The 2,546-nt window shown below is 65.9% G+C and carries 3 protein-coding genes; 2 read left to right on the top strand and 1 reads right to left on the bottom strand.

Annotated elements, in window-relative coordinates:
- A partial coding sequence (locus tag I71_RS17035; RefSeq protein WP_042696034.1) for a hypothetical protein occupies positions 1–254 on the bottom strand: 254 nt, incomplete at its 3' end.
- 218 nt (positions 255–472) lie between these two features.
- On the opposite strand from I71_RS17035, the gene nifE reads away from it, so the two are divergent.
- Both nifE and I71_RS17025 read left to right on the top strand, forming a co-directional pair.
- Entirely contained in the window at positions 473–1,879 is a 1,407-nt protein-coding gene (nifE, locus tag I71_RS17030) for a nitrogenase iron-molybdenum cofactor biosynthesis protein NifE (protein WP_042696033.1), read from the top strand.
- A 5-nt stretch (positions 1,880–1,884) separates the two neighbouring features.
- The coding region (locus tag I71_RS17025) for a nitrogenase component 1 (RefSeq protein ID WP_042696032.1) at positions 1,885–2,546 on the top strand (662 nt) is incomplete at its 3' end.

The raw sequence follows: 2,546 nt of genomic DNA, 5'->3' as shown, positions 1-2,546 counted from the left end.
CTTAGCGCGACGAGATCGGCTGCATCCCCGCACAGCTCCACCGCCCCCTGCGGTGCCGGACGCTCATCGAGGTCGAGGTAACGGCAGGCGACGCCCACCTCGCGCCCCGGCTCCTGCGCCAGCCGGATCACGGCCCCGACCTGCGCCGAGCCATTCTGTGCAGCCCCATCCTGTGCCGCCATGGCCGGCAAGGCCATCAACGTCCCGGCGATCATCCCAAGGCAGCACCGCCCGATCCCCACCATCGTCCCCATCCCAGTCCTGCAAACCTCCTGATACGGCCGACCGCACCCTGTCCCTGCGTGGGATGTGCGACACCCGACAAGCCACTGCCCCCATCTCCCGATTGTCATCTATCGGACAGAGCCTGAAAAACCAGACAATCATTCTGCATCAAAGGCTTAACATCTGGCACGCCCCCTGCATCACCTCCCCCAGAGCCATTTCCGGCGCCAGGATGGGAGAAGCGGGCATGCTCCAGGACAAGATCCAGGACGTCTTCAACGAACCGGGCTGCGCGACCAACCAGGCCAAATCGGCCAAGGAGAAGAAGAAGGGCTGCACCAAATCGCTGAAGCCGGGGGCGGCGGCTGGCGGTTGCGCCTATGACGGGGCGATGATCGTGCTGCAGCCGATCGCCGACGCCGCCCATCTGGTCCATGGTCCCATCGCCTGCCTGGGCAACAGCTGGGACAACCGCGGCTCCAAATCCTCCGGTTCGCAGCTCTACCGCACCGGCTTCACCACCGACCTGTCGGAGCTGGACGTCATCGGCGGCGGCGAGAAGAAGCTCTACCGCGCCATCAAGGAGATCGTTCAGCAATACGACCCGCCGGCCGTCTTCGTCTATCAGACCTGCGTGCCCGCCATGACCGGCGACGACATCGCCGCGGTCTGCAAATTCGCGGCGCAGAAGCTGGGCAAGCCGGTGATCCCGGTCGATGCGCCGGGCTTCGTCGGGTCGAAGAATCTCGGCAACAAGCTCGCCGGCGAAGCCCTGCTCGACCATGTCATCGGCACGGCCGAGCCCGAATACACCACGCCCACCGACGTCTGCATCATCGGCGAATACAACCTCGCGGGAGAGCTGTGGCTGGTCAAGCCGCTGCTGGACGAGATCGGCATCCGGCTGCTGTCCTGCATCTCCGGCGACGGCCGCTACCAGGAGGTCGCCCAGGCCCACCGCGCCCGCGTCACCATGATGGTGTGCAGCCAGGCGCTGGTGAATGTCGGCCGCAAGATGGAGGAGCGCTACGGCATCCCCTATTTCGAGGGGTCCTTCTACGGCGTGTCGGACATGTCGGACACGCTGCGCACCATGACCCGCATGCTGGTGGAGCGCGGCGCCGACAAGAGCCTGATCGACCGGGCCGAGGGCGTCATCGCCCGCGAGGAAAGCCGCGTCTGGCGTCGTCTGGAACCCTACAGGCCGCGCTTCGACGGCAAGCGCGTCCTCCTCTTCACCGGTGGGGTCAAGAGCTGGTCGATGGTCAGCGCGCTCGAAGGCGCCGGACTGACCATCCTCGGCACATCGACCAAGAAATCGACCAAGGAGGACAAGGAGCGCATCAAGAAGATGAAGGGCGAGGAGTTCCACCAGTGGGACGATCTGAAGCCGCGCGACATCTACAAGATGCTGATCGACAACCAGGCCGACATCATGATGTCCGGTGGCCGCTCGCAATTCATCTCCCTGAAGGCGAAGGTTCCCTGGCTCGACATCAACCAGGAGCGCCACCACGCCTATGCCGGCTATGACGGTATCGTCAACCTCTGCGAGGAGATCGACAAGACGCTGTCGAATCCGATCTGGCGGCAGGTGCGCCAGCCGGCGCCGTGGGAGTCCGGTCCGTCCTCCACCCTGCTGGCGGCGGAGTAAGGCCGATGTCGCACATCCAACGCTTTCCCTCCGCCGCCAAGGCCGCCTCCACCAACCCGCTGAAGATGAGCCAGCCGCTGGGCGCGGCGCTCGCCTATCTCGGGGTCGACCGCTGCCTGCCGCTGTTCCACGGCTCGCAGGGCTGCACCGCTTTCGGGCTGGTGTTGCTGGTCCGCCATTTCCGCGAGGCGATCCCGCTGCAGACCACGGCGATGGATCAGGTTTCCACCATCCTCGGCGGTTACGACAATCTGGAACAGGCGATCCGGACCATCGTCGAGCGCAACAGGCCCGCCATGATCGGCGTCGCCACCACCGGCGTCACCGAGACCAAGGGCGAGGACATGGGCGGCCAGTACACGCTGTTCCGCCAGCGCAACCCCGACATGGCCGACACCGCGCTGGTCTTCGCCAGCACCCCCGACTTCGCCGGCGGTTTCGAGGACGGTTTCGCCGCCGCCGTCACCGCCATCGTCGAGCGGCTGGTCGAACCCTCGCCGGTGCGCATCCCGACCCAGGTCAATGTGCTGGCCGGCAGTCACCTGTCGCCGGGCGATGTCGAGGAGTTGCGCGACATCATCGAAGGCTTCGGCCTGTCGCCGATCCTGTTGCCCGACCTGTCGCTGTCGATGGCCGGCCGCCAGCCGAGCGACTTCACCGCCACCTC

The sequence above is a fragment of the Azospirillum sp. B506 genome (genome assembly GCF_000333595.1).
GTDB lineage: Bacteria > Pseudomonadota > Alphaproteobacteria > Azospirillales > Azospirillaceae > Azospirillum.
The sequence above is the reverse complement of the archived record's forward strand: the minus strand, read 5'-3'. Positions and strand labels throughout refer to the sequence as shown.

Excerpts from the sequence above, each read along its gene's own strand:
- nifE (WP_042696033.1), top strand. The coding sequence starts at position 473 with ATGCTCCAGGACAAGATCCAGGACGTCTTCAACGAACCGGGCTGCGCG.